Raw genomic sequence first — 24,783 nt, forward strand, 5'->3', positions numbered from 1 at the left:
GAGCCTGCCTGGGACAAACTCCGCTGCCTTGCCCAGCTGAAGTAGTATTAATTTACAGCTGCTGTAGCTGGTGGTACTGGTTTCTTCTCACCAGTCGAGAACTTGAGCGGTGTGTTAGATCCGCGTGCTGACACCCGTACATAGCCCTGCATTTCCTGGTGCAGTGCCGAACAGAAGTCTGTACAGTAGAACGGATAAATACCTGGACCTTTAGGCACCCATTTCAGAGTTTGAGTAGCGCCCGGCATGATCAGGGTTTCAGCGTTGTTAGCACCCATTATAGCAAAACCGTGCGGCACATCCCAGTCCTGCTCCAGGTTCGTTACATGGAACATCACGGTATCGCCTACCTGTACCCCTTCAATGTTATCCGGTGTAAAGTGGCTTCGGATAGATGTCATGTTCACATTCACAGTTCTGCCGGTTCGGGTTACGCTTACATCCTTTTCCGATTTAACAGCATTAGGATGTTTGTTCTCATTTAGTTTAAAGAACTTGGTGCTGTTCGGGGCAACCTTATCAGCTGCAATCGCCTGCGCATAATGCGGCTCTGCCAATGTCGGGAAGTCCAGCAGCATCTTCATCTTTTCACCAGAAATATCGATCAGTTGGGCAGAGTGCAGCAGTTCTGGTCCGGTTGGCAGGTAACGGTCTTTTGTAATCTTGTTCATCACAACCAGATATTTACCATAAGGGTCCCTGGTATCGCCACCCGGAATAAGTAAGTGCCCCGGAGAGTAGTAAACCGGCAGCCGGTCTAATACCTTCAGATCTTTCACATTCCATTTTACCACTTCCGATGACACGAACATGGTTGAATAGCCGTTGCCTTTGTTATCGAATTCGGTGTGTAATGGCCCTAAGCCCGGTTCCTTCACTTCGCCATATAATACAGCATCGTACTTAAATACCGGAATACCATTTACTTCCCCATCAAAGGCTTTGTCATTAATAGCTTTCTGCATTTTAGAGAAAGAGAACACTGGAAGTGAAGAAGCCAGCTTACCATTAACTACCATATACTCACCAGTCGGATCTACGTCTATACCGTGCGGAGATTTAGGGGCTGGCAACAGGTACATCATGCCCGGGCACTCTTCCGGTAACAGGTAGCGCACCTTTTTCTTTACCGTAGATTTTGCAACGTGCGTGCCATGGTCCAGTTTGTTGTGGTAATAATTGGCAGGCATTTCATGTGCTTTGCCTTCTGCAGCGTACTTGGCAGCCATTTTCCAGTTAATAGCAGCCAGGTAGTCCCTGTCGTTCTGAGATGCCCCGAGCTCTTTTAAAGTACCGGCCTTCTCAGAGTTATAGGTTGTAAAGAATACCCAGTCACCTGACGGTCCTTTGCCGCCATTAGCAAGGTCGTAGTCAAAGCCCGGCACCAGAACCTGGAAGTCAAGCTCCATATCACCGTTCTCTTTGTCTACTTTTATGAAAGAGATAGAACCACGGAATTTCTCTTTGTACTCATCCAGACTTGCATCTCCCACACCGCCTTTTTCGAGGTTAAGCGGTACACTGAAACGTGTACCAGCTAAAATATACTCGTTGTTGTTGGTTGGGTATGGCGAGCAATGGTTACCAGCTGAGTTCGGAATTTCCATGATCTCGACGGTCTCAAACGTTTTCAGGTCGATGCGGGCTACACGCGGGGTATTGTTGCCGTTCACAAACAGCCAGCGTCCATCCGTCATGCCATCCGCTCTGGAAAGTTTAGGGTGGTGCAGGTCATCCCATGGAATAAAACCATGCGATGTCATCAGCATTGCCCTGGAGTTCTCGCTATAGCCATACCCGTTCTCAGGAAACTGTGAGAAAACCGGGATAACTTTCAGTAAACGACCCGATGGAATTCCGTACACTGAAACCTGACCGTTAAAACCACCCGACAGAAATGAGTATAGTTCATCATGTTTACCCGGCGCAACATACACAGCCTCCGCTGCATTTTCGGCTACACCTTCCGTTTTAGCATCAGTGCCATTGTTATCGGTGCTACAGCCTTGCAGCATAACACTTGCCGTTAAAGCTAAAACCAGCACCAACTGAGTTTTAAGCCCGTTAAACCTACCTAATAATTCTTTCATAAGATCATTTTTGGTTTATTACTCAGCTAGCTGTTTTTATCGTTCTGTCTCAGGAATTCCAGCAGCGCTCTGGCATCTTTTTCAGATATATCCTGGTTGGTCATCTGGGTCAAGTGCTCGGCCAGTAGCTTCTTTGCTTCGGGGTCTTTCTTGGTCATTTCTTCCGGGTTTATCATCATGTTCATGATCCATTCCGGTTTGCGACGCTCCGTAACTCCTGCAAGGCCAGGGCCCACAATCTTCTGATCTGTCAGCTGGTGGCAGGCAGAACATTTGCCTTCGAAAATAGTCTTACCTTCAGCAGCAAGTGCTTCATCTATTTCTGCTCCTACTTCAACCGATTTAACAGGACCTACACCCAGACCATTATCTTCTGCGGCTACCTCTTCGCCTACTGTTGTCTCTTCAGCAAGACCACTTTCTTCCTGCGCATCAGCCCCCTGGTTTTCATTCTCTCCTGAAGAGCAACCAAACATTAACGCACCGCTTAGCAACAGCACCATGCCATATTTTAATGGGTTGGGAAGTTTGTAAGAGAATATTCTGTTTAACGCAATTGTTCTTTTTTTCATAATATGTGGGATTTTTAGAGAAAAATAGTTAAACACAGTTTGTCTGATTGTACGCACCTAAAAGTTTACAGTTATTTTATATCCTGATATGTGAATATTTTAGCTGGATATATTATCATATAAAAAAAAGAGCACAGGCCTGAACCTGCGCTCTCAAAACACAAAACACCATTACCTTTTTGCAGCTATAGTATTGCTGCAGTAATATTATAAATCCTTCCTGGCAAAAACTTTAACAGAGCTAAGAAGCGGGAATAATACCCATAGTAGTAGCAACCCAAATGCAATGCTGATGCCCCATAAACTACCCAGAATACTTTTATAAAGCGCCCCGGTATACCCCATCAACGCCGATACATCCAGGTTCAATAACACTATGATTCTGCCCAGGTCGATCGGGTTTAAGGCTGTTAAGGCAAGTGTCGCATTTTCGAGTGGATAATCGCCGAACGTGTATAATATGAACAGCACAATACCATCGTAGATCAGGGCAAAGTAAAACCACAGTAGCAGCGCCACCCCAATTCCCTTGGCTTTATCGCGGGTAATAACCGACGCCAGGAAAGCCATGGCCACGAAAATGAACGTTATGAACACGCCGGTCAACAGCAGGTATAAACCTGTTAGGCTTGGGCTGAAAAGTAGCACCGGCACCCCTACCCCAACTATAAAAGCCCCCGACAGCGACAGCGTTACGCCCAGGTATTCGCTCATGAAGATCTTTTTGCGGTTAATGGGCTGGGCTACCAGCAGTTCCATAAATTCATAGGAATTATAAAAGTGCGTGGTGGCAAAAACGATACTGATCAGTGGTACGGTTAGCAATACCAAATTCAGCAGACTCAGGATGCCTTTATCCGGGCTGCCGCCCAGGTTAAACAAGCCCACCGAAAGCAACAGCAAAAACAAGGTGTATGCAATGATGATCCTGCTTTTTACAATGTCCAGCAATACGTATTTTATGATCTTATTCATGGCTTAATCCTCCCCGTTCATAACTTTAGCGATGGCGCGGCTCAGGCGCTCTTCCTGTGTGTTGGCCTTAATGTCAACTATAGTATCATAGAATTTCACCTGCCCGTCAACTATACAAAGCACTTCATCTGCCACCTCTTCTATCTCGCTCATCACATGCGATGTGATCAGGATCAGCTTTCCTCTTTTCTTTTCTTTCAGGATCTTGCATTTCAGGATCTCGGCAGAGATAGGGTCCAGGCCGGCTGTTGGTTCATCTAGAATAAGTATCTGCGGGTTAAACATAAAGGCGAGTGCGGCACTTACTTTCTGTTTGGTACCACCCGATAAAGCACCCATCCGTTTCTCATACATTTCTTCCAGCCCATACAACCCGATCAGCTCTTCATCCACCTGCTTTACATCTTTGCGGATATCACGTACCATTTCGATAACCTGGCGGATCTTCATATTCTCGGGGTACTTACCGATCTGTGGCATATAGCCCACCTGGCTACGGTAAGCAAATTTCTTCAGTATGCTTTCTCCCCCTATCTTAATATCTCCGCTGTCGGGCAGCACCATACCTAATATACATTTGCTCAGCGTGGTTTTACCGGCTCCGTTTGGGCCTATAACCGACACTACTTTTCCTGCACTGAAACTGATGCTGACATCCTTCAGCACCTGCAGTTTACCGTACGATTTGCGTAAGTTTTCTATAGTTATCATGATCGATCTTCTTCATCATTGGCTTTTCATCAACCAGGTTTTCTGGTATGATGCTTGGCATTACTTTTTCGATATTATCCAGCAGGTCTACCATAAAGCTGCGCATAAACATTACCGAGGCCGGTACCTGCTCTACCAGCATAGAGTACAAACTTACCGGGCGGTAAGGCACATCACCTAACTGGTCTTTATCCAGGTCATAGCCGCTATATTTATCCCAGTAATTGTTCTCAAAAAAATTAAGCTTTGAATCGCCGTTGGTACTTACATCAAAAGAGTTACCTGTAAAGTTATTTAGCTTAAAGGTGTCATCGGAACAGCTGCTCAGCAACCTGACGGCCCAGCCGTTCCTGTCAAATTCGTTTTGCTGTATGTCCAGTCGGTTAGAGCTTTCCATGTAAATACCAGTCGTGTTCCGACGAAACGTGTTGTTCCGAATCACGCTGTTACTGATATCTTTTAAGAGCAACCCGTACGCTGCGGCGCCCCAGTTGTCCTCAAATGTGTTGTGTTCCATCCGGATATCGCGGGTATACATAACGGCCACACCAGCCCCGTTTTTTCGGAATGTGTTGTTGGTGTACACGTTGCGGTCTGAGAACATGAAGTGCAGACCATAGCGCATGTTTTGTTGGCTCTGGTTATTTTTAACGAAACTGTCTTTTACAAACTCTAGGTAAATGCCGTCGCGGTGGCCGGTTACTTTGTTGTTGCTTATGGTCATGTTGTCGCAGTACCATAAGTGTATGGCATTGCCCAACGCCGATTCGTTCAATCCTTTCACATCCTGCCCGGAAACTATATTTCCCCTGATCTCGCAGTTATCAGCGTTCTGCATATATATACCAAAGAATGTCTTCAGTATGGTGTTGTTTAAAATTTTAACGTTGCTGCGCTCAATCACCCGGATGGCAGCATCGTCGCGGGTGTAACTTGTTTTAATATTTTTCAGGGTCAGGCCCTGTATAGTTACGTTATCAGCAAGTACCGTTATGATCTGGCCTTTATAGTTACCGTCTATCACCGGCTTGTTTTGCCCGATTATAGTTAGCGGTTTGGTTATTTCAATGCCATATTCCTGGTACACTCCGTTCGCAACAACTATGGTATCTCCGGCCTTTGCCATTTTTACCGCCTGTTTTACCGAACTATAGTTACAGGATTTACACACTTTAAGCGTGCTGCCATAAGCCATAGCAGCTAATAGCAACAGCACCAAAGTGGCAACAATACTTAAAATTTGTTTATTCAGGTCTTTCATTATTCTGAACGGCTAAAAGCGCCTCTTTCCAGGTTAGCAGCCTGCCGCCATACTCTTGTTGCATGTTGGTGGCAGTGGCTTTATTGGTCACTGCTGTCAGGAACATCCCCATCGGGCTGGGCAGCTTTTTTGTCTGTAAGAAATATGCATTGCGGGCCGCTGTCAGTTCTCCGGGCTTTGTAAAATCTGTTACCAGCAAATAGGCTGCTTTCTGACCCTGTTCCTGGTTTTCGGTTACATACGCCAGCAGGCACTCGGCTGAATCAAAGAAGTGAGCTTTTCCTTTATCATTCACGAGTTCTGCCCCGTAGCGGTTATCTGACACCGTCATGTTGCAATGAGTACAATTTGCCTGGCCATACGCAATTGGTTTTGGCTCTGCCTGGCAACCAAGCAATACTATCAGGCCTAAACTATAGAGGTATGCTTTCAGGTTTCTCATGATATAACTACATGCTTTGGCATGGATATTTTTTTATCGGACTTGTTTTTAAGGCTGAAATAATACGAAAGGCCTGCCAGCACTATAGCCAGGAAAATACCAAGGCTGCCTAAGGCCGGTAAAGACAATGCTTCAAAATTCAGCAACACCTTATTGCCCAGCAGTGGCGGAATGTACGTCATGCCCGGTACTTTAATAGCTGCCATTGGGTCCAGGTTGGTACCGAATTTTACCAGCCACAGGTAAAAGTCCAGAATACCGGCGGCACCAGCCACCATCAGTAAAACAGACCAGCCCAGTACCAGCTTTCGCTTCCCGATCAGGGCTACCAGCACACCCGTAACCATAAACGCGATCACGATGTAAGGCATAAACTTCAGCTCGGCAAACGACTCGGCGTGGATCGGCTCCATACCAATGTAGTGGTTCAGGATATTAAAATTCTGTAGTACACTTTCAGAGCTACCACCAAGCTTGTTAACCCAGATGTGCAGTTCCAATCCTTCCGGATATTGTGGGGCCTTCAGGTAAATCTTCCACATCGGGAACATGAACAACAGGCCAAGTGATAATGCTGCCACGATCATCAGCAGCTTCTGGTAAGTTTTCATCCTTTTATAATTTAAGGTGAATCAAAAAATGTCGCGGAGCAGAAATAAGACGATTCTGTTTCTTACTTCAGATGGGTCTTCACCCTGATCCCCTGCAAACCTGTCGAGACCTTTGGATGAAACTTTACTAACTGAAGTATCGCAACTCATTAAAAAAATACAGCGAAGGCTACGTGGGTAACCTCCGCTGATTTACCCAGTTAAAGCACTATTTAGTTGATGCTACTCCTGGAATGTTCTGTTTCTTTTTACCGGTCGAGAATTTGATCGGCACGTTAGATCCTTTTGGAGATACGCGTATGTAACCTTGCATTTCCTGGTGCAGTGCAGAACAGAAGTCTGTACAGTAGAACGGATACACACCGGCTTTCTTCGCTACCCATTTCAGGGTTTGTGTAGCGCCTGGCATGATCAGGGTTTCTGCAGTGTTGGCACCCATTACCGCGAATCCGTGAGGTACATCCCAGTCCTGCTCCAGGTTGGTTACGTGGAAGTAAACGGTGTCGCCTTCCTGTATACCTTCAATGTTGTCCGGTGTCATGTGGCTACGGATAGCTGTCATTTTCACACGTACTCTGTTCTTGCTTTCACGCACTACAGTTGCATCTGCTTCTTTCTTCACAGCGTGCGGGTGATTATTCGCATCCAGCTTAAAGAACTTGGTGCTGTTTGGCGCCACTTTGCTGGCAAGAATTGCCTGTGCATAGTGAGGTTCCGCTACAGTCGGGAAGTCAAGCAGCATTTTCATTTTCTCACCAGAGATGTCGATCAGCTGTGCAGAGTGAGCTAACTCAGGACCAGTTGGCAGGTAGCGGTCTTTTGTAATTTTGTTCATTGCTACCAGATACTTGCCATGTGGCTCTTTTGTATCACCACCAGGGATCATTAAGTGACCAACTGAGTAATAAACCGGCATTCTGTCTACTACGCTCAGGTCGTTCAATTTCCATTTTACGATCTCAGAAGACACGAACATAGAAGTATAAGCGTTGCCTTTACCGTCAAATTCAGTGTGCAATGGTCCTAAGCCCGGCTCTTTTACTTCACCTTTCAGTACAGACTCGTACTTAAGTACCGGAATACCGTTTTTCTCGCCATCAAATTGCTTGTTTTTAATAGCGTCCTGCATTTTAGCAAAAGAGAACACCGGAATAGCTGAAGCAAGTTTACCACTTACTACCATGTACTCACCGGTTGGGTCAACGTCGATACCGTGTGGTGATTTAGGAGCTGGCAACAGGTACATCATACCTGGGCACTCTTCCGGTAACAGGTAACGCACTTTCTTCTTCACAGTAGATTTTGCTACGTGCGAGTTCTCATCCATTTTGTTGTGGTAGTAGTTAGCAGGCATTTCGCGCGCTTTGCCTTCTTTGGCATATTTAGCTGCTAATTTCCAGTTTACTGCTGCCAGGTAGTCTCTGTCGTTTTGTGAGGCACCTACTTCTTTTAAAGTACCGGCTTTTTCAGAGTTATAAGTTGTAAAGAATACCCAGTCTTCAGAAGGGCCTTTACCACCGTTAGCCAAGTCGTAGTCGAAACCAGGAACCAGGATCTGGAAATCAAGATCCATGTCGCCGTGCTCAGGGTCTACTTTAATGAAAGAGATAGAACCACGGAATTCTTCTTCGTACTTATCCAGGCTCACGTCTTTTGTACCACCTTTCATATCCAGAGGTACAGAGAAGCGTGTACCGGCAATTACGTACTCGTTGTTGTTGGTTGGGTATGGAGAGCAGTGGTTACCTGCTGAGTTTGGAAGCTCCATGATCTCAACTGTCTCAAACGTTTTAAGGTCGATGCGGGCTACACGAGGTGTGTTGTTACCGTTTACGAACAACCAGCGGCCGTCAGTCTGACCATCGGTACGGGATAGTTTCGGGTGGTGCAGATCGTCCCAGGGCACGAAACCATGAGAGGTCATCAACATCGCTTTTGATTCTTCGCTATATCCCCAGCCATTCTCACCGTGCTGTGTAAAAACCGGAATGATCTTCAGCAATCGGCCTGAAGGAAGACCATACACAGAAACCTGCCCGTTAAAGCCACCTGACAGGAACGAGTATAGTTCGTCGTGCTTGCCTGGAGCTACATACACTGCAGAAGCTGCATCTGAAGCAACTGCCTCGGATGATGCGTTGGAGCCTCCTTCTGTTTTGCTACATCCCTGTAGCGCTGTACCTGCCGCAACCGCCATCAGGAGGGCAGCCTTTGGTACAAGTTTTTTCAATTTAAAAATTGAAGTATCCATTCTAATTATGGTTTTAGATTTAATGCTGTTAGCTGTTTTTATCGTTCTGTCTCAGGAATTCCAGGATCGCTCTTGCATCCTGTTCAGTCACGTTCTGGTTGGTCATCTGGGTTAAGTGCTCAGCCAGTAGTTTTTTTGCTTCCGGATCTTTCTTGGTCATCTCTTCCGGGTTGATGATCATGTTCATTACCCATTCCGGCTTGCGACGCTCGGTTACACCTGCAAGGCCAGGGCCTACAACTTTCTGATCTGATAACTGGTGGCAGGCTGAGCATTTGCCTTCAAAAATAGACTTGCCATTATCCGCTAGTGCCTGGTCAATGTCAGCGCCTACTTCAACAGTAGTAACAGGGCCAATTCCTTTACCGTCATCTTCTACAGGGGCTGCAGGGGCTTCGTGTGCCAGACCGCTTTCAGCTTCGTTTTCTACAGTGGCAGTTTCAGCGTCGCCGGATGAGCAGCTAAAAAGCATTGAACCACAAAACAGGGCTACAGCTCCTATTTTCATGGATCTTAACAGTTCACCGTTCAGAAGACTTTGTAGTGTTTTACTCTGGTTTTTCATCTTTAAATTATTAGTGTAAGTGTTTAACTATAAGTGGGTGATTGTTTACATAACAAAAGTATAGCGGAGGGCCTGGCTATTAAAAGACCTTTATCTCTTTTATTAATGACATTTGTCATCTTTCTGATGAAAAAGTTGCTACAGGCAGGTATCAGACATGAAAAAAGCGCGTGTATTGCCCTTAGAAGATACTGTTGTAGGGTTATTGGGGCTATTTTGCGGGGAATTGTAAACTTTAAAAGTGCTTATCCGTTTTTTTATAGCAATTACTTTAACTATAATCCAGAATATAACTATGGAAGCACAAGAATTAAAAAACAAAGCTGACAAAATGAATCCGGAGCACAGAGAAGGCCCGGTAGCCAGAACCATTGAAGAATATACGGCCAAATTACCATCAGACCTTTTCTTATGGGCAGCATTGGGCTCAATGGCGGTTTCTGCTACTTTAAAGATCATGAAAAAAGATGATGAAGCCTTATTTGTAGGTCAGTGGCCTGCTCCTTTCCTGCTTCTGGGTCTTTATAATAAGCTCGTGAAAGTAGAAGGCCACGATAAAAAAGACAGAGGAAAATAAGAATCGCTTTTCTATAGTTTTGAGAACTATAGTTGATATTAAACCAAAAGCCCCGGCCAACTATGGCCGGGGTTTTTGGTTTTAAACATCCCAGTGAAGGTTAATTTACGTTAGTCGATTGATCATAAAAACGTAACTGTAGAACTTTCAGACCATTATTGTCATAGTTCCAGTAGTAGTCTTCCAATCTGTCATCAAATAGAGGGTAACGTTCATCTGTACCATCACCGTCCAGGTCAGCATAAATATATAGTAAGTCTCTTGAAACATTTGTGAATGTTGACTTGCCCTTGCTTCTAACAGAAACAACATTACCGCTGCTACACACATCTTCCATAGCAATTGGATCATAAGCGCAGGTAGTCATAGTAGAACTGCCACCTGGTTTGCCTAATGCGCGGGCCCATACAGAATATTCTGTAATGCCGTCATTTTCAGGATCAGGATTTGGTAACTGGAAAGCTGCAGAGCCATCCGTACCATTAGCATCCAGCACTTTAAAATCATCTCCTTCTGCCAGCATGATCTTAGAGTTACCATCCAGATTTACAAAAATGCGGTGACCATTGTTTCCATCCATAGTCGCAGATTTGCCTTTAGGAACCCCAATGATGTTAAGGCCATAATGTGCACCACTTGGTGCACCGTTACCTGTTGCCAGCGCTGACTTGCTTGCGCTCAGGTCTACTGATGGATTTACGTCCTGATCTTCAGAACATCCTACTGTGAACATTGCCGGAATTACCAGCAAACCGAAAAGTTTTGCTTTTCTCATGATTAATAGAGGGAATAATTTGTGAAAAATATATAAACTTCCCAACTATACTTTTAATAAATTTTATATGTTTCATTTATTAATTATATTTTTTATAATTAATTTCATATTAAATAATATATATACTTTAATTTATTACATTATTTAATATGTACCCACAAAACACAAGCTACACTTTAAATTATTTAATTTAGCTTAATTGATGTTGTGACTATAATCTATGCATTAGCACCTGTATAGCTGTGAGAATACAGACCAGCCACCCCGGAAGTATGGCACATAAAAAAGCCGGAACCACATTATTGTGGGCCCGGCTTTTTATGGAGCAACTATAGTTACTCTACATTAATGCGTTTCTTTTTCTGTACAGTCTGTTCTGCTTTAGGTACGCGTATGTGCAGCACACCATTTTCGTATTGCGCTTTAATGCTGTCTGCTTTTACGGTTTCAGGTAAGCGGAAAGAGCGGCTGAACGAACTATAGTTGTACTCACGGCGCTTATAGTTGTCTTTGTCTTCTTTTATGTTTTCCTCTTTCTCACAACTTATCGAGATCATGTGTTCATCGATCTCAATGTTGAAGTCATCGCGTTTCATGCCAGGCACAGCCAGGTCGATAGAATATTCCTTGTCTGTTTCGCTGATGTTAGCGGCAGGCATATTGGCATTGCCCATACGACTCATATGCATCGGCATCAGGAACATGTCATCATCGAACATACGGTCTATGTCGGTAAAGAAATTTGAGAACACACTGCGTTGAACTGGTTTGTTCTCCTCTCTTCTCGTCATTGATTTCATTTTACCTCCTTTTTTAGCTTATATAATTTAAAACTATAGTTATAGCTAATACATATTTTTATACGAATGCAAGGGGTAGTTGTTAAGCATTAACATACCATTAAACATGCTTCTGAAGGGTGTTCACGTAATAACCGGAAGTATCAGAAGCATGGGGTTCCGGTAAGTACTTTGCTCGTATAGTTAGTCCACTAAAAACCTTGAGATTAGTCGGTTTAAAAGCTGCTTAAAACAGCGCTAAAACGTATAGTAAGAGATGCTGTGCACAAGTGGTTGCGGACCAGGTAAATGTCCGGTCTAAAGCGAGTAAGCAGTTTGAAATTTTGCCAATATTAACCTTAAACCCTGATTATTTTTATGGAACCTGTTGAGCTTGTTAAAATCCTTCTTAAAAGCGCTGCCTTTGAGGCTGGCGATACGATACCAGTGCAATTTACCTGCGACGGCGACAATGTGAGCCCCGCTTTAGAGTTAGATAATATTCCTGCTGAAACGGTTAGCCTTGCCATATTAATGGAGGACCCGGATGCCCCTTCCGGCACCTGGACGCACTGGCTTGTCTGGGATATACCGCCCAGCGCAACTATAGAAGAGAATAGCTCAGAAGGCATTCTGGGGAAAAATGATTTCGGAACGATACTGTACCAGGGTCCCTGCCCTCCTATTGGTACACACCGTTACTTTTTCAGAGTATATGCCCTCGATACCAAACTGGAATTGCCGGCAGGCAGCACCCGCCCGGAAATGTTAAAAGCCATGGAATACCATGTAATAGGCTCCGGCGAACTTGTGGGACTTTACAGTCATCCTGCGCTTACGTAGGGCTCTTTTCAAACTTATAGTTTAGTCTTTGGTTATAAGGACTTTACTACACATATCAAATAATTCAGGTAGTATATCTTGTAATAGAAATTATTCTTATCTTGTGATGAATATGCAGTAAGTAAAGATCCCCATGCTACTGGCATAATTGAATTTATAACAGTGCATAGCCTGACGGTTGCTTACAATGAAGGATGTTGAAAATTATCTAGAGTTCAGGATCGATACAGACAAAAAACTGCTGTATGGCAAATGGCTGCGCGATGTAACGAACCAGGAGTACATGGCCGGGCTTAAACAAACCTATAGTTTAATTAACAGCCATAATATTGTGCGGTGGCTACAGAACAGTACGCTGCTACAGCCACGCAACCTGGCAGACCAGAAATGGGTTGCCGAGGAATTTGGGCTCCTGCTTACCTTAAGCACTATAAAATACATTGCAGTAGTTGTTCCGCGGGAGTCACCTCATCATAATGTGCTGCTATCGTTACGGGATAAAGCTTACCGCATCTTTGGTAAAACGAAGTTTATAGAATTGTTTGATACTGAACAAGAGGCTTTAGCCTGGCTTATCCCTAACCTGCAGTTTTACCGCCTTCCTTCCACTATTCATTCCATATAGAATGCAGTGTAACAATGCAAACCGTAAAAGTAATATCAACAATATTTGAGGCTTACCTGGCTTATAAAAGGTCAAAAATCATCAAAAGTGAGTATTGCCCTTTTAATAATTTAAGGCCATATTTATAATTCTGTATAAAAAGAATTTTGAGGAGCTTACTATATGGACAGACATGTGCAAATATTAAGCGAGCGCGAACAAAAGGTGCTTGCTTTATTAGCTGATGGCTATACAGAAGCCCGGATAAGTAGCGAAATGCAAATCTCAGAGCAAGCCGTTAGAAAACACATCCGGAATATGCTTGTAAAGCAGGGCTTCGTTAGTCCTTATCAGCTTATAAACTGGGCCTACAAAGAGGCCGTGATATCATAAAATAGTATAGAAGTTAAAGTTTAGATTATCTGACAGACCATGCGGGGTGACATTGTTACCTCGCATTTTTATTATAGGCACTTTAGATCAGGTCGAAAGCGCGGGCATACTGTGTAAGCTCAAAGAAGGAACTGGTATCAAGCTTCTTTTTAAGATTACGCCGGTGGGTTTCTACAGTAGAAACAGAAATGAATAGTTCTTCGGCACTTTCTGAGGCGCTTTTGCCCAGGGATATATGCTTCAGAATTTCGCGCTCTCTTTCCGATAGCCTGCTGTAGCGGTTATAGTTCTTACGCAGGAAATTGTTCTCGTCCAGGAGGCGGGTCACTTTAGAAGTAACATGGTGTAGCGGATCTATCGGGAAGGCAAGTGCTATAGTTAATAACACTTTACCTTCATCGTCGCGCATCAGTATTTTAATAGTGGTAAGGTGCCAGGCCCACGGATGATCTTCGGAGGCGCGTACCTGCTGAAAAAGAGAAGCGATCTCATCATCGCTGTTCTTCTGTAACAGGTCTGTCATTTTTGCGATCTGGTCAGGCATATCCTCCGGGTTGAAGAACTTTGCATGGTACTCCTCCCCCATTTCCCGGATCTGCTCTACTGTAAAGCCCAACTCCCTGGTACCACGCGGCGAAATGTACTCCACCGTCATATTCTTCTGAAAGTTGTGGATAATGACTACAGCCGGAAGATGATCGGCTACGGCAGCGATATCCGCGATTTTCTGCTGCATGCGCTCATCCAGCGTTATTAGTTTATTATTGGTATCAGGTAAAGAATCAGTTTGCTTCATAGGAGGTTAATAACAATTAAATATACTATATTTTATATTTATTGTAAACTTTTCCGTGAAATAAAATACGAACTATAGCTTTACTCGGTCTACAAATACTCAGAAGTAGGTATTCCTAATCATCATAAATCTCCTGACCTTTGATGTCTCTCCGGGCTATCCCGACTGTGAAAAACAATTAATAAATCACTGAATTTCAGAAGAGTACAAAGCAACTATAAAGACCATCTTTTTGGGCAGGATCTTTACATTTAAATAGTAATATATAACATTAACAATATATTTTAGTATAAGTATCTATTTACCAATAACACAACCCTTAGTAACTCTAAAACCCTCTGCGCATGAAACACCTGTTTACTACATTTCTTGGCTGCCTTGCTTTCGGAGTATGCGCAGCTCAAACTGATCCTGCATCTCCAACACTTTCTGTAGATTCGACCACGACCATACAAACAACATTACCTACAACCGCTGCGGCAACTACTACACCGGAGATGAATGAGGTTTTTCGGAAGAATGGCATTAAGATGAACCTGTCTTCGCTGGCATTCAGCAACTATAGCTTTAGTTACGAGCGCGCCATTGCCCGTAAAATAACCCTGGTGGGAGGTTACAGCTTTATCCCGGAAACAAAACTGAGCGGTATACCGCTGGTTGATAAAGGAATTGAATTTGCCGAACTGGATGAAGAAGGTGAAGAAGGCGATGAGATAGCTAAGATCCTGGATGAAGCTAACTTTTCATCTAACGCCATTACAGGAGAGGTTCGTTTTTATACTGGTAAAAAGCCAGGTGCCCGCGGCTTTTATGCCTCGCTTTACGGTCGCTATACAACTATGAACCTGACGCATCTGTATGTGTATGAAGGCGATATGGGCATGACGTACGATCTGCCGATAGATGCTAAATTAAAAGGCATTGGCGGGGGTGTAATGCTGGGCGCGCAATGGCTGATAGCAAAACGAGTAACCTTTGACTGGTACATAGTTGGTGGCCACTACGGCAAACTGAAAGGCGATTTTAACGCCAAAACAGACCTGAGCGACATGCCACAGGAAGATAAAGCAGAACTGGAAAGAGAACTGGAAGACATAGCCAGTAACGGCGACAGAAAATACCTGGATGCTACAGTAAACGACAACGGTATGTTTGGCAAACTAAACGGCCCTTTTGGCGGACTACGTGGCTTCGGATTTAATTTGGGTATAGCTTTCTAGGGATAAAAGGACCCCAACCTTTTAAACCGGTAACTATACTTCCGCGCTACTTTTATGCTTAAACCCTATTAGTTAAAGGCCACCCCACTGAGGGTGGTCTTTACTTTTATATAGAGTTGCAGTTAATGGTCTAGCACTTCCCAAGAGCAGTTTTTTTTCATCCTGAAGAATTAAGTAGCTATGGGGCGAGGGTCCTCGTTTTATATTGTCCCATAACTTTTCATGAACAGGCTTACAATTTGAAGAACTGTCCCCTTAAGGGCAGGGTCGTTTCATTCTACTAAAATCATATAAAATAACGCCCTCGCTCGCCTCTGGCGAGTGTGAGCTATTTAGTGGCGTCCCGCCACTTGTGCCTCAGGCACAGTTTTAAGCGGCCAGAGTCCGCAGGTAACTCACACTCGCCAGAGGCGAGCGAGGGCAAATAATAGAATGAAACGACCCTGCCCTACAGGGGACTACAGGGGTGTAAAACTACGAAGCTAGCGGCTTTTCGATTAAACATACTGGTTAACCAGCAAATGTAAACACCCCTATAATCCCCTCAAGGGGATAGTTTTTTATTATTATCTTACCTCATCCGCACACTTTCTGGATATAAATTAACTAAGCAATCTGGCACTTAAAGACTCTGCTGCTATTCATAAAGCATTCCCCTATTTAGGAAGAAACTAAACTGCAGCCACCACAGCTATAGTTGGTGATTTTTTTAATCTATAGTTCCTCCCAGGCAACCTTCCTCCTTCTTTCTCCATCTTTTGCTCAATTCTTATAAAGTCCTTAGCTGTTCGTCCTGAAACGAGGGATGTTAACAGGCAAAAAACTACAGTTCATATAATATTTCAACAGTACCTTGCATAACAAAGTACCTTACAATATATTTGCATCTAATTATCAATTACACACTCCAAAATAACACCATGAAAAAGATGTATCACTTCCTGCTTGTTATGCTATTATGCAGCTTTACAACAAACACTTACGCACAAACCGAGGGCATGCTGACCGGCACCGTGGCCGACGAGAAAGATGCGGGTATAGGTTTTGCTAATGTAGCTGTACTAGATGCAGCCACGCAAGCCGTTGTAACCGGGGCCATTGCCGACATGGATGGCAACTTTAAGATAAAGACGCCAGCCAGAGGCAGCTATCTGCTTAAGATCAACAGCCTGGGCTATGTTACTTTCCAGACACCAGTGTTCGAGGTTTCGGGGACTGCAATGGTAAAAGACTTTGGTAAACTGAAACTGGGCTCTGATGCCCAGGTGCTGAAAGAAGTGACAGTACAGGCGCTTCGTCCGACTATAGTTAACGAGGCCGACAAAATGGTGGTAAGTGTAGAAGGTACGGCACTAGCGACAGGCAGCACAGCTTATGAGGTATTGGAAAAATCGCCGGGCGTGTGGGTAGACCAGGACGGAAACATAACCCTGAATGGCAAAGGCGGCGTACAGATACTGCTGAACGGAAAACCATCCTACCTGAGCGGCAAAGACCTGCAAAACCTGCTGCAGGGCATGTCTGCCGAGAACCTGAAAGACCTGGAGATCATTACCAACCCATCCTCGAAATACGATGCTGAAGGTACATCAGGAATCATCAATATCAACCTTAAAAAGAATGAGCAGTTTGGCCTGAACGGTGGAGTTTATGCCGGCTACCAGTATAACCAACTGCATACATACACTACCGGCGGCAACGTAAACCTGAAAAATGGCAAATGGAACACCTCCGTAAACGCTGACTTTTCGCGCCGCTCCCGCTTCAGAGATATAGAAACAGAGCGCGTCGTTAACAGCAATACAGGTAAAAAATCGCTGACACAGGATGGCCGCGAAGAAGGCTACCGGGTTTCGCCTACCCTGCGCTTTGCAACCGACTACGACCTGAACGAAAAACACAGCGTGGGTATAGTTGCTAACCTGCAATATTCTGAAAACACCAACAGCTTTGGTACCAGAGGTTTTTTACGGGACATGGACGCTGCTAACGATACCCTGATCTTATCCAGGACAAACGCAGACGGCACATACTATAACAGCACTATTAACTTACACTATACCGGTAAGCTAGGGGCCACAGGAAGCGCACTGAGCGCAGACGTTGATTATGCCACTATCAGCAACGACGACGCAACCAACATGGTGCACAGCTACAAACGCATAAACAGCGACGAGCCGGGCTTTACAAACCTTTTCGGCACCGAAAACCCAACCAACTATAATATTTACTCGGCTAAAACAGACTTCGCAACACAGTTGAGCGAAAAAAGCAAACTGGAACTCGGAGCTAAAATAAGCCATGTAATCTCGGATAACGAGCTTAACTTTTACGAGATAAATGACGGCGTCAGAACGAAAGACCTTGGTCGTAGCAGCCACTTTATTTTTACCGAGGATATTCTGGCAGGCTACATAAACTTTTCGACCAGCTTTGGGGAGAAATGGAAACTACAGACCGGCCTGCGTGCCGAACAGACCTTTGCCGAAGGCGATGCCAAAACACTGAACAAAATTACCGACCGTAGCTACCTTAACTTTTTCCCGAGTGTGTTTGTGCAGCAGCAGGTAAGCGAAAACTACCAGATCGGGTACAAATACAGCCGCCGCATAAGCCGCCCGTACTATGGCCACCTGAATCCGTTTGTTTTCTATATAGATCCTAACACCCTGGCAACCGGCAACCCGTACCTGAAGCCACAATACACCAACTCATTTGAGCTTACCCAGATGTTTAAGCAAACCTATAACCTGGTGCTTGGCTACGATGTTACCAAGGACTTTATTGGCGAAGTGCCGGTATACTATAGAGAAAAGAACCAGACAGTTTTCGAGCGCCGCAACATGGATGATTTTACGAATATAGAAGCAACGCTGGTAGCTCCTGTACGTGTACTGCCTGGCAAATGGGAGATGAACAACAACCTGAACCTGGGCTATCATCATTTTACGGTGAAGGTAAGAGACGTAACCGAAACTACAGAGCAGTTCAACTTTACAGCCCAGAGCAGCCACAACGTTTCGTTGCCGAAAGGGATGCGTTTAGAGGTAACAGGTACCTACCAGGGGCCGGGCGTATATGGTTTGTTCGAGTTCCAGGATCAGTGGTGGATAGATGCCGGCCTGAAGCGCTCTTTCCTGGATGATAAGCTGACCATGACCATGAACGTGACTGACATCTTTAAAAGCCGCCAGCTTAAACTGAACACCATGATAGACGGTAACTCGAACAAGATCGAGCAGTACCACGGCATGCGAAGCGTGAGGCTGCACCTTCGCTACAACTTTAACAAAGGCAAAGCTTTCGAGAGCAAGAAGCGTAACGTGAACCTGGAAGAACTGAACCGCACAGGAAATTAAGAGATCATTACACAGATATAGATAGTTGATTGTTTGTAACTCCTAAGGCCTGCCCTTCTGCCTGAAAAGGTGATTGGGCAGGCCTTCCGGTTTAGTTTGCATTTATTTTAATGCTGCTAACTATAGTTATGAGATCAGGTTAGGCGCAAGCATATTATAGCAGCATGGTTACAGCAGTTTGCTAACAAAACCGGGGCATTTCAGCTACAAATTCGCGGAAATAAGGGGGTACAATAACCTGCTTTATGTAGCTAAAACGAAAATGTGTATAAATTTTTTATAGCCATACAGCCAGTCAAGGCACTTTTTTCGACAAAATTTAAATAATTCAAAAAAATTATGAACATTTCCTGAAAGCTTAATGTAGTAGGTGTATAAATTAACAACATTATGAATAACGGAACAGTAAAATTCTTCAACAGCGAAAAAGGTTTTGGTTTTATCAAGGATGAAAATTCAGAAAAAGAGTACTTCGTACACGTTACTGGATTGATTGATGAAGTTAGAGAAAACGACAGAGTAACATTTGAATTGCAGGAAGGTAGAAAAGGACTAAACGCTGTAAATGTAAAGCGTGCTTAGTATAAAAATATAAATGCAAGCATCAACAAAAAAGGCTTACCACATGGTAAGCCTTTTTTGGTTTTATACCTGTCTGTTTGCCTACTTGCAACTATAGCTATAGGTGGTGTTTTCGGTGGCGCCGCTGGCGTAGTTCCTGGTAACTGCAGTGGGGTAACCGGAAGCGTTATAAGTTATGTCTGCAGCAAAAGTTTTAAACCCTGATTCGCCTTCGCCGTGCTGCACATTATAGTTTGTTACGTTGCCGTTCAGCAAACCTATAGCCGGTATTGTTTCGTCGCGGAACATGTATAGCATGTGCATAGGTAAGGCTGGCAGCTGCGCTTTTTTAGCATCTGTAACCAGTGTTGCTGTGTAGTGCCGCGCATCCTGCTCCGATAGCATCTCTATACCGTTAACCTTGCCATCACTATAGGTATATCGGTACGTGTAAAGCAGCACATCTCCCCCACTTTCGGCTGCATAGTATTCAGATTCTATTATGTTGTTCTCGCTGTCATAAGCGTGTAGAAGGTAAAATGTTTCATACCTGTCCAGGGCAAACGCAAATGTTCTGGTCTGTTTTGTTACCTGGCCTGTGGTATTGTATTCACTTGTCCAGGAGTAAGAACCTGATCGTTCTCTTATAAGCCGGTTCTGCGCATCATACTCCAGCTTTATGTTTAGCATAGAGGTATCAGGAGCTGCGATTTGTATTAGGTTTCCCTGGTCATCATAACTATAGGTAAGGCTATAGTTGAAGCTGGCTCCCTGGTGGTTCTTTATAGTTGTAGTGCTCGAAAGTAACTGGCAAACATCCTTCGCATCCTCCTCTTCTGTTTCTTTATCCAGGCAACCGGAAAGGCATACTATAAGCGCGAGTACGTACAGTAATCTTATTTTCATAAAGACGGTTTTAAATCAGTTTTGTGATGGGTCTGATATGGCTTAGGTAAAGTACGGCGACCATAGCTCCTTGAAATTTCAGCTTTCGCCAAGCCATTTCAGAGCGCTTGCTTCGTCGGTGAAGTTGCGAAAAACAAAGGTAATGCCTATACGGTTTACGGCTTCTTCTACAGCAAAATCAACTACATTTTCTCGGCTAAGGTCTGATGTAGCAAGTCGTGCCATTTTCTGCAGACGGGTGCTCATCAAATACTCTGAAAAACGCAGCAGCAATGCCAGATGCTCATCTTTGCTAAGGTCTGTTTTGCTTTGTCTTGAGTCTACCAACAGGTTTTTAATGTCGTAATGCCGGAGTGTGTCAATCAGCTTCTTCAGCGAGAAATCTATTTCAGGCATTGTCATTCCGCTCAGGTCTGGCCACCGAAACGATAAGATATCCTGTACAACGTCGTAATTCAGTTCAATTAATCCGTCTTTGTGTAATAGCATTTGTAATGGGTAAACCTCGAACTACAGTAAAGTTAATAAATACGATAAAAGCTTTCACTATTAAGGTGCGATATTACAACTATAGTTTTGCATTACGAATGTCTCATAAAACACGAAAAGTAACAGCCAACTATAAGTAACTGTTAGTGAAAGTGTTCTTAAACAAAAACAGCCGGCAACTATAACTAAGCTGCCGGCTGCCTGTGTTATTATATTTTTATTATCTGGATGCTATCTGGCGTAACGCGTCGCGCATTTCTGTCAGCAGTACTTCTTCTTTGGTTGGGGCTGGCGGTACATCCGGCGCAGCTGCTTTCTTACGCATCATACGGTTCATGCCCTTAATGATCAGGAAAATTATGAAAGCCAGGATCAGGAAGTTTAACAATACGGTTATAAAGTTACCCCACGCAAATACGGCTCCAAGCTTTCTGGCTTCTTCAAGCGCCAGCCCAGCCGGTACTTCCGATGACAGTGGCACATACAGGTTAGAGAAGTCCATGTCGCCAACCGATGCCCCTACCAGCGGCATAATCAGGTCGTTTACTACGGAGTTTACTAATCCGCTGAATGCAGCGCCAATAATGATACCTATTGCCAGGTCCATTACATTACCGCGCATTGCAAATTCCTTAAATTCCTTGATCATGCCCATAAGAGTTGTTGTTTGGTTATATGTGTGTATGATTTGCTGTTACTCCCTGATTTATAGGTATGCAGGGATATGTAAATATAGCATAATCCTTTTATTTGCAAACATTTAGGCAAAGAATACTACGGGTTGTTAAACAGCGACGGGGAGTTTTAGAAAAAATAACTTAAAATTATATTAACACGGATTAGCAGATACGACCAGCTCCGGAGTTACTCCCGGACAAAGCCAGTGGAGCGCGTCAGAAAGACTCTCGAAATGTTCCAGATCCTGTACATGGCCGTAAATGTCATATATCTTGTCGCGCATGTTCTCAGCTGCCATCTCCAGGAACATATCATCGCGGCGAACCATGGCAATACTCTTTACTGAACTGTCGCTGATAAGTAGTCCGAATGTTTCTACTGCCCAGCGCTGATCTTCCAGAGTTATGTTGCTGCTCGTAAAATCTACTAACCACCGCTCCAGCTGGTGTTCACTTAATAGGTCAAGCGACCGGAGCATGGCAGCCTTAAATTCCTCGTGGCTTATTGGCTGACATATTTTAGAGTACAGCAAACTATACCTTGTAACTACATTACCAATGTAATACTCTTGTAAGTGCATATGTAAAGCACATTTATATAATATTATACCAATTATTAATTTAATTTTTATTATACGTCTATTTAAAATTATTAGTATAATATATTGATGTTAGTTGTATGATTATATGGTCAAAAAGCAATTTCATTAGCCTATAAAGCAGGTTCCGAATCACATCTTCAACTATAGGTTTGCTTTAAAAGCAAAACCCCGGAAGGCAGTACCAACCGGGGTTTCTAAAACTGCACTAAGGGTAGAGCCTAGTACAGGTAATTAAGAGCAGTTCTGTCGTTAGAGTTAAAGTAACGGTTCACACCAGATCCGATACAAGCAAGCATCCATGAGTTAGGATCAGCACCTGTTGGCGTGCCCGGGATATGGATAGCACCTACTGTAGAAGCACCTTCGTTGTAGTAAGAACCACCGCAAGAATAAGAACGGTTCATGTAATCAGTGTGACGGAAACCGATGCAGTGACCAAGCTCATGCGCAAGGATAGTAGCCAGGTAGTTTGTACCAGGATTTGTGCCTAAGTAAGAAGAGTTAACCTGAACTCTGTTGTAAGGGTTACCACCTGATGGGAAACCAGCTGAAGCCAGGTAAGAAGAACCTGCTGGAGCGGCGGTGAATAATACGTTGTAACCTGAAGATACACGCTGAAACTTCAGACGAAGGTTTTCAGCATTGTAACGACGTACAGCTTCATCAACAGCAGCAACATAAGTTGAAGGAAGGCTGGTAGAAACTGCTACGTAGATAGTACGGGTTGAACCAGGTACTGACACCAGGTTAGTAGTACGGTACTGTTCTGTTTCGCCAACGCGCAGGGCCTGTACCATGGTGTTCTGGTTAAGGTCTGTATCAGTAAGCAGGATGTCGCCTTCTACCAGGTAACCGCCTTCTACTTTCTGTACGTTGTCCTTGTTAAAGCCAAGTTGCGAGATCCTGGATAATGCCATCTCAGAAACTTCGTTTGCAGCAACTGCTGATTCTTCTTTCTGCTCGCAAGACGAGAACAGAAGTGTTGCTACCAGTGCAGGAAGCAGGAGTAAATTTTTAATTTTCATGTGTTTAAGGTGTTAAAGTGAAACATATATTAAAAAGTGAAACAAATTCCGGTTGCTCCACCTCTGGCAAAAACTATAGGGTATTGTAAAAGCAGAAAGACGTTTAAGTTGTAGTGCAGCCAGGCTCTGCCTGAAATCAACTAAATCGCTTCGTGACGAAAGCAGGTAAGTTGCCGACTGTAAGTATTCTACATTTCAAACTTATTTCTATTTGATTCTAATTTAAAGGAAGGTTTATCCAGGAAAGTAACATACTATTAAGCTGGCAGTAAGTAATCTTTATCCTGTGTTAGCTTAACCGTTCTAAAAAATGCAGTTAACCAAGTATAGTTACAAACCAACTTGTAATTATTCAGTTATTTCAAAAATATTGGCTTGCTGTACCGCTGTATGCATTTAGGCGAGGCATACTCCTTTAATTGTCTCAAATAATGTTACACCATTAGTAATCAAGCAATAACGAGAACAAGTGCTGGCGTAAGGGAAGAAAGTTTATAAAAAGTAACATTTATCTGATGTACAAACTTTAAAATACTTCTCTCATGCTCACACTTATAGTAAATCTTAAAGCTGCCTTTAATTCCTGGATCTTAGCACTTCACATTAGTTACCAACCAGAACTATAATTGCTTTGCATCCCGTTCATCTCTGAACCTGTTACAACACTGCTTAACTATAGAAATGTGTACCATGAAAGTTGTTGAATTAATTATCCCGAACAGTGGCTATAGTTTGAAAGGAATTATGTAGTATTAGGTAGCTTTTATATTTACCTGTATGCTTACTTTTTTCCGCCGGCCATTTGTGCTGCTCGCCCTGCTTATCGTTGTAGTTGCATCTGCTTTTTACTTTCTTAAACCTGATGCTGCTTTATCGTCAGATCAGCCGGTACCAGTTCAAACTATAGCTGCTATAGAAGATACACTTAAAAAAGTACCTGCCCCGGTTGCGGAGCTTGTAAGCCAGGTTCCGGCAGATGCTGCTACTATTCTGGCCCGTAAACAGGTGCCTATTCTGTGCTACCACCAGCTTCGCGACTGGCGCCCACGCGACTCTGAAATGGCTAAGACCTATATTGTGGGCGAAGCTAATTTCAGGGAACAGGTAAAAATGCTGGCCGACAGCGGTTATCACTCCATCCTGCCCGACCAACTATATGATTACCTGCTGCACAACAAGCCATTACCCGAAAAGCCTGTGATGTTTACGTTTGATGACACCAACCTTGACCATTATAGTGTAGCCGCTCCGGTTTTAGAGCAGTATGGCTTCAGGGGTGTGTTTTTTGTGATGACCGTGTCGCTGGGGCGACCAAACTATATGACCAGAGCGCAGGTAAAAGAGCTGTCTGATGCCGGCCACATTATCGGCTCTCATACCTGGGATCATCAGAATGTAAAAAAGTACACCGAAAAAGACTGGGCCACCCAGATCGAGAAACCATCGCGGCAACTGGAAGAGATAACAGGCAAACCCACCGAATACTTTGCTTACCCATTTGGCCTCTGGAACGAGCAGGCAATTCCCGAACTCAAAAAACGCAACATAAAAGCAGCCTACCAGCTGGCCACTTCCCGCGACGCCAATGAGCCCCTGTACACTATCCGCCGCATAATAGCCAGTGGCTACTGGTCGCCGAAGCAGCTGCATAAAAGCATGGTGAATAGTTTCCAGGATGGGAAGTGAGGATTAGGTTAGG

At 44.0% G+C, this 24,783-nt stretch carries 25 protein-coding genes; 8 read left to right on the forward strand and 17 right to left on the reverse strand.

What is annotated here, in order from left to right:
• Nucleotides 1-47: 47 nt before the first annotated feature.
• The 9 genes from nosZ (ABS362_RS04345) to ABS362_RS04385 all read right to left on the reverse strand — a co-directional run bounded on the left by nosZ (ABS362_RS04345) (nt 48) and on the right by ABS362_RS04385 (nt 9,421).
• A complete protein-coding gene (gene nosZ / locus ABS362_RS04345; RefSeq protein ID WP_434086514.1) occupies nt 48-2,090 on the reverse strand; it encodes a Sec-dependent nitrous-oxide reductase in 2,043 nt (680 codons plus the stop codon).
• A gap of 26 nt (nt 2,091-2,116) precedes the next feature.
• Nucleotides 2,117-2,662, reverse strand: coding sequence for a c-type cytochrome (locus ABS362_RS04350; RefSeq protein ID WP_350411090.1), 546 nt, complete (start codon nt 2,660-2,662; stop codon nt 2,117-2,119).
• Between the two features lie 207 nt (nt 2,663-2,869).
• The gene (locus ABS362_RS04355; RefSeq protein ID WP_350411091.1) at nt 2,870-3,637 is read right to left on the reverse strand and encodes an ABC transporter permease subunit; all 768 of its coding nucleotides are present in this window, start codon (nt 3,635-3,637) and stop codon (nt 2,870-2,872) included.
• Nucleotides 3,638-3,640: 3 nt separating this feature from the next.
• Nucleotides 3,641-4,348 (reverse strand): ABC transporter ATP-binding protein, encoded by a 708-nt coding sequence (locus tag ABS362_RS04360; RefSeq protein ID WP_350411092.1) that lies wholly within the window; start codon nt 4,346-4,348, stop codon nt 3,641-3,643.
• Nucleotides 4,311-5,609: a nitrous oxide reductase family maturation protein NosD gene (locus ABS362_RS04365; RefSeq protein WP_350411093.1), complete on the reverse strand. Its 1,299-nt coding sequence runs from the start codon at nt 5,607-5,609 to the stop codon at nt 4,311-4,313. The genes ABS362_RS04360 and ABS362_RS04365 overlap by 38 nt, the downstream gene beginning before the upstream one ends.
• Nucleotides 5,593-6,051, reverse strand: a complete 459-nt coding sequence (locus ABS362_RS04370) for a nitrous oxide reductase accessory protein NosL (RefSeq protein ID WP_350411096.1) — start codon at nt 6,049-6,051, stop codon at nt 5,593-5,595. Before ABS362_RS04370 ends, ABS362_RS04365 begins: the two co-directional genes overlap by 17 nt.
• Nucleotides 6,048-6,662 (reverse strand): hypothetical protein, encoded by a 615-nt coding sequence (locus ABS362_RS04375; protein ID WP_350411098.1) that lies wholly within the window; start codon nt 6,660-6,662, stop codon nt 6,048-6,050. The genes ABS362_RS04370 and ABS362_RS04375 overlap by 4 nt, the downstream gene beginning before the upstream one ends.
• Nucleotides 6,663-6,870: 208 nt before the next feature.
• Nucleotides 6,871-8,913, reverse strand: coding sequence for a Sec-dependent nitrous-oxide reductase (gene nosZ, locus ABS362_RS04380; protein ID WP_350411099.1), 2,043 nt, complete (start codon nt 8,911-8,913; stop codon nt 6,871-6,873).
• A gap of 28 nt (nt 8,914-8,941) precedes the next feature.
• The gene (locus ABS362_RS04385) at nt 8,942-9,421 is read right to left on the reverse strand and encodes a c-type cytochrome (protein ID WP_350411100.1); all 480 of its coding nucleotides are present in this window, start codon (nt 9,419-9,421) and stop codon (nt 8,942-8,944) included.
• A gap of 352 nt (nt 9,422-9,773) precedes the next feature.
• Here ABS362_RS04385 and ABS362_RS04390 point away from each other — a divergent pair, with 352 nt between their 5' ends.
• Complete coding sequence (locus tag ABS362_RS04390) at nt 9,774-10,055, forward strand: hypothetical protein (protein WP_350411101.1); 282 nt, start codon at nt 9,774-9,776, stop codon at nt 10,053-10,055.
• A gap of 100 nt (nt 10,056-10,155) precedes the next feature.
• On the opposite strand, the gene ABS362_RS04395 is transcribed toward ABS362_RS04390, so the two are convergent.
• Nucleotides 10,156-10,830: a hypothetical protein gene (locus ABS362_RS04395; RefSeq protein ID WP_350411102.1), complete on the reverse strand. Its 675-nt coding sequence runs from the start codon at nt 10,828-10,830 to the stop codon at nt 10,156-10,158.
• Between the two features lie 335 nt (nt 10,831-11,165).
• Nucleotides 11,166-11,630, reverse strand: a complete 465-nt coding sequence (locus ABS362_RS04400; RefSeq protein WP_350411103.1) for an Hsp20/alpha crystallin family protein — start codon at nt 11,628-11,630, stop codon at nt 11,166-11,168.
• Nucleotides 11,631-11,987: 357 nt separating this feature from the next.
• Between ABS362_RS04400 and ABS362_RS04405 the strand changes: the two genes are divergently transcribed.
• The 3 genes from ABS362_RS04405 to ABS362_RS04415 all read left to right on the forward strand — a co-directional run bounded on the left by ABS362_RS04405 (nt 11,988) and on the right by ABS362_RS04415 (nt 13,449).
• Nucleotides 11,988-12,452, forward strand: coding sequence for a YbhB/YbcL family Raf kinase inhibitor-like protein (locus ABS362_RS04405; RefSeq protein ID WP_350411104.1), 465 nt, complete (start codon nt 11,988-11,990; stop codon nt 12,450-12,452).
• 187 nt (nt 12,453-12,639) lie between these two features.
• Nucleotides 12,640-13,077, forward strand: coding sequence for a hypothetical protein (locus ABS362_RS04410; protein WP_350411105.1), 438 nt, complete (start codon nt 12,640-12,642; stop codon nt 13,075-13,077).
• Between the two features lie 162 nt (nt 13,078-13,239).
• A complete protein-coding gene (locus ABS362_RS04415; protein WP_350411106.1) occupies nt 13,240-13,449 on the forward strand; it encodes a response regulator transcription factor in 210 nt (69 codons plus the stop codon).
• 82 nt (nt 13,450-13,531) lie between these two features.
• Here ABS362_RS04415 and ABS362_RS04420 read toward each other — a convergent pair whose 3' ends face one another.
• Nucleotides 13,532-14,245: a LuxR C-terminal-related transcriptional regulator gene (locus tag ABS362_RS04420; protein ID WP_350411107.1), complete on the reverse strand. Its 714-nt coding sequence runs from the start codon at nt 14,243-14,245 to the stop codon at nt 13,532-13,534.
• Between the two features lie 344 nt (nt 14,246-14,589).
• On the opposite strand from ABS362_RS04420, the gene ABS362_RS04425 reads away from it, so the two are divergent.
• The 3 genes from ABS362_RS04425 (at nt 14,590) to ABS362_RS04435 (ending at nt 19,406) form a co-directional block, all read left to right on the forward strand.
• On the forward strand, nt 14,590-15,465 hold the full coding sequence (locus ABS362_RS04425; RefSeq protein ID WP_350411108.1) for a DUF3575 domain-containing protein: 876 nt from the start codon (nt 14,590-14,592) through the stop codon (nt 15,463-15,465).
• A 920-nt stretch (nt 15,466-16,385) separates the two neighbouring features.
• Nucleotides 16,386-18,824 carry a TonB-dependent receptor gene (locus ABS362_RS04430; RefSeq protein WP_350411109.1) on the forward strand — a complete coding sequence of 813 codons (2,439 nt, stop codon included), beginning with the start codon at nt 16,386-16,388 and terminating at the stop codon, nt 18,822-18,824.
• Nucleotides 18,825-19,214: 390 nt separating this feature from the next.
• On the forward strand, nt 19,215-19,406 hold the full coding sequence (locus ABS362_RS04435) for a cold-shock protein (protein ID WP_350411110.1): 192 nt from the start codon (nt 19,215-19,217) through the stop codon (nt 19,404-19,406).
• A gap of 81 nt (nt 19,407-19,487) precedes the next feature.
• Here ABS362_RS04435 and ABS362_RS04440 read toward each other — a convergent pair whose 3' ends face one another.
• The 5 genes from ABS362_RS04440 to ABS362_RS04460 form a co-directional block, all read right to left on the reverse strand.
• The gene (locus ABS362_RS04440; protein ID WP_350411111.1) at nt 19,488-20,291 is read right to left on the reverse strand and encodes a hypothetical protein; all 804 of its coding nucleotides are present in this window, start codon (nt 20,289-20,291) and stop codon (nt 19,488-19,490) included.
• 78 nt (nt 20,292-20,369) lie between these two features.
• On the reverse strand, nt 20,370-20,780 hold the full coding sequence (locus tag ABS362_RS04445; RefSeq protein ID WP_350411113.1) for a hypothetical protein: 411 nt from the start codon (nt 20,778-20,780) through the stop codon (nt 20,370-20,372).
• Nucleotides 20,781-21,000: 220 nt separating this feature from the next.
• On the reverse strand, nt 21,001-21,429 hold the full coding sequence (gene mscL, locus ABS362_RS04450) for a large conductance mechanosensitive channel protein MscL (protein ID WP_434086515.1): 429 nt from the start codon (nt 21,427-21,429) through the stop codon (nt 21,001-21,003).
• 180 nt (nt 21,430-21,609) lie between these two features.
• Nucleotides 21,610-22,038 carry a hypothetical protein gene (locus ABS362_RS04455; RefSeq protein WP_350411116.1) on the reverse strand — a complete coding sequence of 143 codons (429 nt, stop codon included), beginning with the start codon at nt 22,036-22,038 and terminating at the stop codon, nt 21,610-21,612.
• Between the two features lie 239 nt (nt 22,039-22,277).
• Nucleotides 22,278-23,084: a M57 family metalloprotease gene (locus ABS362_RS04460; protein WP_350411117.1), complete on the reverse strand. Its 807-nt coding sequence runs from the start codon at nt 23,082-23,084 to the stop codon at nt 22,278-22,280.
• Nucleotides 23,085-23,861: 777 nt separating this feature from the next.
• Between ABS362_RS04460 and ABS362_RS04465 the strand changes: the two genes are divergently transcribed.
• A complete protein-coding gene (locus ABS362_RS04465; RefSeq protein WP_350411119.1) occupies nt 23,862-24,770 on the forward strand; it encodes a polysaccharide deacetylase family protein in 909 nt (302 codons plus the stop codon).
• Nucleotides 24,771-24,783 lie beyond the last annotated feature (13 nt).

This window comes from Pontibacter populi (assembly GCF_040278685.1).
In the GTDB taxonomy this organism is placed as follows: Bacteria; Bacteroidota; Bacteroidia; order Cytophagales; family Hymenobacteraceae; genus Pontibacter; species Pontibacter populi.

What these genes read in the sequence shown, in the direction of transcription:
- nosZ (WP_434086514.1), bottom strand. Translation starts at nt 2,090, where the DNA reads ATGAAAGAATTATTAGGTAGGTTTAACGGGCTTAAAACTCAGTTGGTG.
- ABS362_RS04350 (WP_350411090.1), bottom strand. Translation starts at nt 2,662, where the DNA reads ATGAAAAAAAGAACAATTGCGTTAAACAGAATATTCTCTTACAAACTT.
- ABS362_RS04355 (WP_350411091.1), bottom strand. Translation starts at nt 3,637, where the DNA reads ATGAATAAGATCATAAAATACGTATTGCTGGACATTGTAAAAAGCAGG.
- ABS362_RS04360 (WP_350411092.1), bottom strand. Translation starts at nt 4,348, where the DNA reads ATGATAACTATAGAAAACTTACGCAAATCGTACGGTAAACTGCAGGTG.
- ABS362_RS04365 (WP_350411093.1), bottom strand. Translation starts at nt 5,609, where the DNA reads ATGAAAGACCTGAATAAACAAATTTTAAGTATTGTTGCCACTTTGGTG.
- ABS362_RS04370 (WP_350411096.1), bottom strand. Translation starts at nt 6,051, where the DNA reads ATGAGAAACCTGAAAGCATACCTCTATAGTTTAGGCCTGATAGTATTG.
- ABS362_RS04375 (WP_350411098.1), bottom strand. Translation starts at nt 6,662, where the DNA reads ATGAAAACTTACCAGAAGCTGCTGATGATCGTGGCAGCATTATCACTT.
- nosZ (WP_350411099.1), bottom strand. Translation starts at nt 8,913, where the DNA reads ATGGATACTTCAATTTTTAAATTGAAAAAACTTGTACCAAAGGCTGCC.
- ABS362_RS04385 (WP_350411100.1), bottom strand. Translation starts at nt 9,421, where the DNA reads ATGAAAATAGGAGCTGTAGCCCTGTTTTGTGGTTCAATGCTTTTTAGC.
- ABS362_RS04390 (WP_350411101.1), top strand. Translation starts at nt 9,774, where the DNA reads ATGGAAGCACAAGAATTAAAAAACAAAGCTGACAAAATGAATCCGGAG.
- ABS362_RS04395 (WP_350411102.1), bottom strand. Translation starts at nt 10,830, where the DNA reads ATGAGAAAAGCAAAACTTTTCGGTTTGCTGGTAATTCCGGCAATGTTC.
- ABS362_RS04400 (WP_350411103.1), bottom strand. Translation starts at nt 11,630, where the DNA reads ATGAAATCAATGACGAGAAGAGAGGAGAACAAACCAGTTCAACGCAGT.
- ABS362_RS04405 (WP_350411104.1), top strand. Translation starts at nt 11,988, where the DNA reads ATGGAACCTGTTGAGCTTGTTAAAATCCTTCTTAAAAGCGCTGCCTTT.
- ABS362_RS04410 (WP_350411105.1), top strand. Translation starts at nt 12,640, where the DNA reads ATGAAGGATGTTGAAAATTATCTAGAGTTCAGGATCGATACAGACAAA.
- ABS362_RS04415 (WP_350411106.1), top strand. Translation starts at nt 13,240, where the DNA reads ATGGACAGACATGTGCAAATATTAAGCGAGCGCGAACAAAAGGTGCTT.
- ABS362_RS04420 (WP_350411107.1), bottom strand. Translation starts at nt 14,245, where the DNA reads ATGAAGCAAACTGATTCTTTACCTGATACCAATAATAAACTAATAACG.
- ABS362_RS04425 (WP_350411108.1), top strand. Translation starts at nt 14,590, where the DNA reads ATGAAACACCTGTTTACTACATTTCTTGGCTGCCTTGCTTTCGGAGTA.
- ABS362_RS04430 (WP_350411109.1), top strand. Translation starts at nt 16,386, where the DNA reads ATGAAAAAGATGTATCACTTCCTGCTTGTTATGCTATTATGCAGCTTT.
- ABS362_RS04435 (WP_350411110.1), top strand. Translation starts at nt 19,215, where the DNA reads ATGAATAACGGAACAGTAAAATTCTTCAACAGCGAAAAAGGTTTTGGT.
- ABS362_RS04440 (WP_350411111.1), bottom strand. Translation starts at nt 20,291, where the DNA reads ATGAAAATAAGATTACTGTACGTACTCGCGCTTATAGTATGCCTTTCC.
- ABS362_RS04445 (WP_350411113.1), bottom strand. Translation starts at nt 20,780, where the DNA reads ATGCTATTACACAAAGACGGATTAATTGAACTGAATTACGACGTTGTA.
- mscL (WP_434086515.1), bottom strand. Translation starts at nt 21,429, where the DNA reads ATGATCAAGGAATTTAAGGAATTTGCAATGCGCGGTAATGTAATGGAC.
- ABS362_RS04455 (WP_350411116.1), bottom strand. Translation starts at nt 22,038, where the DNA reads ATGCACTTACAAGAGTATTACATTGGTAATGTAGTTACAAGGTATAGT.
- ABS362_RS04460 (WP_350411117.1), bottom strand. Translation starts at nt 23,084, where the DNA reads ATGAAAATTAAAAATTTACTCCTGCTTCCTGCACTGGTAGCAACACTT.
- ABS362_RS04465 (WP_350411119.1), top strand. Translation starts at nt 23,862, where the DNA reads ATGCTTACTTTTTTCCGCCGGCCATTTGTGCTGCTCGCCCTGCTTATC.